Annotated in this window: 3 protein-coding genes and 1 tRNA gene; 1 reads left to right on the forward strand and 3 read right to left on the reverse strand. The window is 31.7% G+C overall.

Annotated elements, in window-relative coordinates; all coding sequences use genetic code 11:
- Positions 1 to 10 precede the first annotated feature (10 nt).
- Positions 11 to 94 (forward strand) — tRNA-Leu (locus ACRD62_RS22180).
- Between the two features lie 136 nt (positions 95 to 230).
- Here the strand turns inward: ACRD62_RS22180 and ACRD62_RS22185 are convergent.
- The 3 genes from ACRD62_RS22185 to ACRD62_RS22195 form a co-directional block, all read right to left on the reverse strand.
- The gene (locus ACRD62_RS22185; protein ID WP_430822273.1) at positions 231 to 866 is read right to left on the reverse strand and encodes a CatB-related O-acetyltransferase; all 636 of its coding nucleotides are present in this window, start codon (positions 864 to 866) and stop codon (positions 231 to 233) included.
- A gap of 433 nt (positions 867 to 1299) precedes the next feature.
- Positions 1300 to 1944 carry a hypothetical protein gene (locus tag ACRD62_RS22190; RefSeq protein ID WP_430822274.1) on the reverse strand — a complete coding sequence of 215 codons (645 nt, stop codon included), beginning with the start codon at positions 1942 to 1944 and terminating at the stop codon, positions 1300 to 1302.
- Between the two features lie 133 nt (positions 1945 to 2077).
- On the reverse strand, positions 2078 to 3883 hold the full coding sequence (locus ACRD62_RS22195; protein WP_430822275.1) for a helix-turn-helix domain-containing protein: 1806 nt from the start codon (positions 3881 to 3883) through the stop codon (positions 2078 to 2080).
- Between the last annotated feature and the right edge of the window lie 419 nt (positions 3884 to 4302).

Below are 4302 nucleotides of genomic sequence, written 5' to 3' on the forward strand. Positions count from 1 at the left end.
TCACAAGGATGCCCGAGTGGTGGAATTGGTAGACACGCAGGACTTAAAATCCTGTGACCATTAGGTCGTGCGGGTTCAAGTCCCGCCTCGGGTACAAAAGCGCTTAAGACGAAAGTTTTTAGCGCTTTTTTGTTTTATAATTATTGGTTACGTTATTATAATTGTAATATTCTTTGACTATGATGCAAATGAGCATTAATGAATAAGTTTTAATACAACTGCTATGTAACTTACATATTATATAGATTTTTCAAAGCATCAACATCATTTCCTGTTAGTATTTTTATTGATTGAGTGATTTTTTCAATATCCCATTCCCACCATTTTAGTTTTAGAAGTATTTGAATACTCTCATCAGAAAACCGTTTTCGAATCAGTCTTGCCGGGTTACCACCAACTATTGAATATGGTTCAACATTTTTCACAACTGTTGAGTTCGAAGCAATAATAGCGCCATCTCCTATTTTCACACCAGGCATAATAGTTGTATTATAACCGAGCCAAACATCATTTCCTATTATGGTGTCACCTTTATACGGATAAGTTTTGTCTTTCATTGCATCTTTCCAATCACCTCCAAAAATTGCAAAAGGATAAGCACTTATAGATTTACTTAGATGATTACCCCCATTCATAATAAAAGTAACATCCGATGCAATCATGCAAAACTTTCCAATAATTAGTTTATCACCCACAAAATCAAAATGGTACTTAACATTTCGAATAAAATTTTCTGGATTTACAAAGTCATCATAATAAGTATAGTCACCCACCACAATATTCGGTTGGGAAATGATATTTTTTAAGAAAACTAACTTATTATAATGAGCTAATGGAAATTGATTGTCTTTGTTTGGTATATCCATTCAGATGTATTTTTAATAAAAATAACAAATCTTAAAGAGAGTGCAGATAATTATAAATTTTCACTGTTTTTTTTTCAGATTCAAATATAAAAAATAGTCTGTTAGTTCTTTGGAACCATATTGCTGTTCTAACATATAAAAAGCCATTGCTGTCAGAAAAAATTCTATTGGACCATAAGTCTTCGACGATAGAATAAACGCAATAAACTAAAAATCCCAACTCTCTTCCAATCAGGGGGTTAACTTATCCTAATTGGCATTTCAAAGATTTTAAAGCCATTTTTACAATTTTATTTTAATACACTTTATTAATGAGAATTAAGAAACTCATACTTAATTTTGAATCCAATATTGAAGAACAATAATTGTCTTAATAAAGTCAATACAGTAATGTAACAAAGGGTGTACTATTGTAGTTTAGATAAAAAACATATCAAAATGTATAACCAATAGAAAGTTCCCCTAAAAAACCACTCATAAAGGTATATTCATCACGAAATACTTCGATGGCATCAATTGCTTCAACACTAGGGTTATTTACTTTAAGATTGTCAAATGAATAACCGTACCCGAGTGCAAAATTTAGTGTTATTCCGCTTTTCCAAATCCATCGTTTACCAGCATTCAGGCCAATTGTAAATTCTGGTAAAGATAAGTCAAATCCATCATTTTCAGTCATTCCTTCTCCTTTAATCTTACGATATCGGCCATAGGTACCCGCATAAAAGGAGTTTAAACCTCCACCAATATGATATCTGTAATTAAGAATAATTGCTTTCCCATTGGCATCAATGTTAGCATCTGAATATGTACCAGGAATTGTTTCTAAATCACCTCTCAATACAATTCCGTGATTTTTTCCAATAAGATGTTCTAAATTAGCTGAGTAGAACCCGAATACTATTCCTCCCGGACAAACATTAATAGCCGTTTTGGATGGACTTATCCATCTTTCCTTTGACTTTACTTTTTCGTTATCCTGATTTTGGGCTTCAGTTATTCCATAAACAAGAATAATATAGATTAGTATCAATACAATTTTTAAAATCGTCCTTTTTTGTTTTAAACTTCTTCTCATCATAATTGAATTAAATTGTAGTATTTATTTTCAATAACTAATGATACAAAGCTGCAACTAATAAAAGATGTAATCGTCCGAATTTATAATTCAGGACAAATCAATGAGAATTAGGACCTTTTTAAGATATGAATTAACATTTTTTTTGCCTAGCCTTTTTAAGCCAGATATTAGGTGTTGTATTTTCTACCTTCTTAAAAAATGCATTAAATACGGATTTTGAGTTAAAGCCACTTTCGTAAGCTAATCCTAACAGGGACAAATTATTATTCTCTATATTCAATGCAATTTCTTTAAAATACGCTAGTCTATAATGATTAACGAATTCGTTAAAATTCATTCCTGTTTTTTCATTAATCAGATATGATAGCTTATTGGGATGAAAATTAATAGCTTTTGCCAGAATAGTCAGGCTCATCATAGAATCCAGGTAAGGTTTTTCTTTATCAAAATAATGTTTGAGCATATTCATTTGCTCATCCAGTTCTGCCAAACTGGTATTTGTTTTATTTTTAGAAACTGAATGAATATTTGATTCTATCTCAAGTAAAAGTTGTGATGGATATAAATGATGAAATTCATCATTCTCCTGAAGGTTAACCAGTAATGGGTCAAACCGGAAGTTAATTATCTGGCCTCTTTTTTGCTTAATATACAAGCGTAGTAACTCTAATGCTTCAAATCTATGCTGAGTATTGGCTAATATATATAATTCATAGGGAACCAACTGTTTAGTATCATCAATAACAGTCTTCCAGTTATTTAAAAGTTCTTCAGATAACGAATTTATTCCATGGTTAATTACCTCATACAATAACCTTTGCAACTCCGAATTATCATAACTCTTCATTAATTTTTCAAAATCATTCTTTCTACCTAACCAAATAAAGCATAAAGCTTTTAGTTCTTTTGCAAGGGCAAGGTCAGGATTTATCGACAATGATTTTTCAATAAAAGTCAGAGCGAGATCAAATTTCTTCTGATAATACTGAATATTGGCCAAAGTATAAAAATGATTGGCTGATAAAGGATCTACATCCATGGCACGCCTTATATAAACCTCGGCCATTTTCCATTTTCCATGAGCTATAAAAAGTTCAGCCATGGCCTCTAAACCATCCGTATATTTGGGATACTGTGATAATGTTTTTAATAACTGATTATAGGTTGCCTGAAAATCCCATTCCATCCAAAATGCTCTACCTACAAAGGATTGTCCATATTCCGGAAGTGATTTATTCAAATCACTGGCTATTAAAAAATTGTCGATAGCTTTTGCAAAGCCTTCAGATGAATGCATATACCCCCATGCTGCCAACAGACCATAACATTGTACTAAACCATAGTAGGAGCGCGCAAACTTCGTATCTAATTCAACTGACATTTGATAATATTCAATAGCCTTCTTTATTGAATCAGCATCCCATTTTAGTTGGTAGTAATGACCTTTAAGATACATTTCATATGCCGTAACATTGCTTGTTTCTGTAATTACTAAATGCTCCTGAATATTAAAATGACCAAAATTATCTCTTATCTGATTGGCAATTAAAAGGCTAATTTCATCTTGTAACTCAAAAATATCATTCAGTTCACGATCGAAATTTTGCGACCAGAAGTGAATACCATCACGGGCATTTATTAACTGTGCAGTAATACGTACACGATTATTTACTTTTCTGACACTACCTTCTAATATAGAACTTACACCCAAGGCTTTACCAATGCTTCTTATATCCTGATTACTCCCCTTAAATGAAAACGAAGATGTGCGGGCAATCACCTTTAAACCATCAATTTTAGTAAGAGCATTAATTATCTCTTCAGTAATCCCATCACTAAAATATTCATTATTGGGATCTGCACTAATATTAACAAAAGGTAAAACTGCTATTGATTTATCTATTTCTGAATTATGACGCTTACTAATAAATTCCATTATTTAAAAAAGAGCTAATTATTCATTTTCACAACAACTATTAAATTCTTATAGTTTTACAGTCATATGAATATTTCTCAGAAGCCATAAATCATTTATAGTAATTCGTTTTTTTTAGATACAAGAACTGTGTTTTGAAACCAGATTCAATTCTAATAAACCCAAGCAATTTCAAGTACGCATATTAAAACAAAAATAGAAAATTGAATAAATTGCGAACCTATTTCTTGCGCAAATAAAAAATAGAACTATTTTTGCATCCGCAATAAAAATTCAGCAAAGGTTGAAAGCCAAATTGCAATTATTGAAACGCGAAAATAGCTTACCACGATAGCTATCGTGGGGTAGGCAACAACTTGCCAAGTTAATTTGCAAAAAACGCGAAAATAGCTCAGTTGGTAGAGCACGACCTTGCCAAG

Source organism: Carboxylicivirga caseinilyticus, from assembly GCF_050589785.1.
Taxonomy (GTDB): domain Bacteria; phylum Bacteroidota; class Bacteroidia; order Bacteroidales; family Marinilabiliaceae; genus Carboxylicivirga; species Carboxylicivirga caseinilyticus.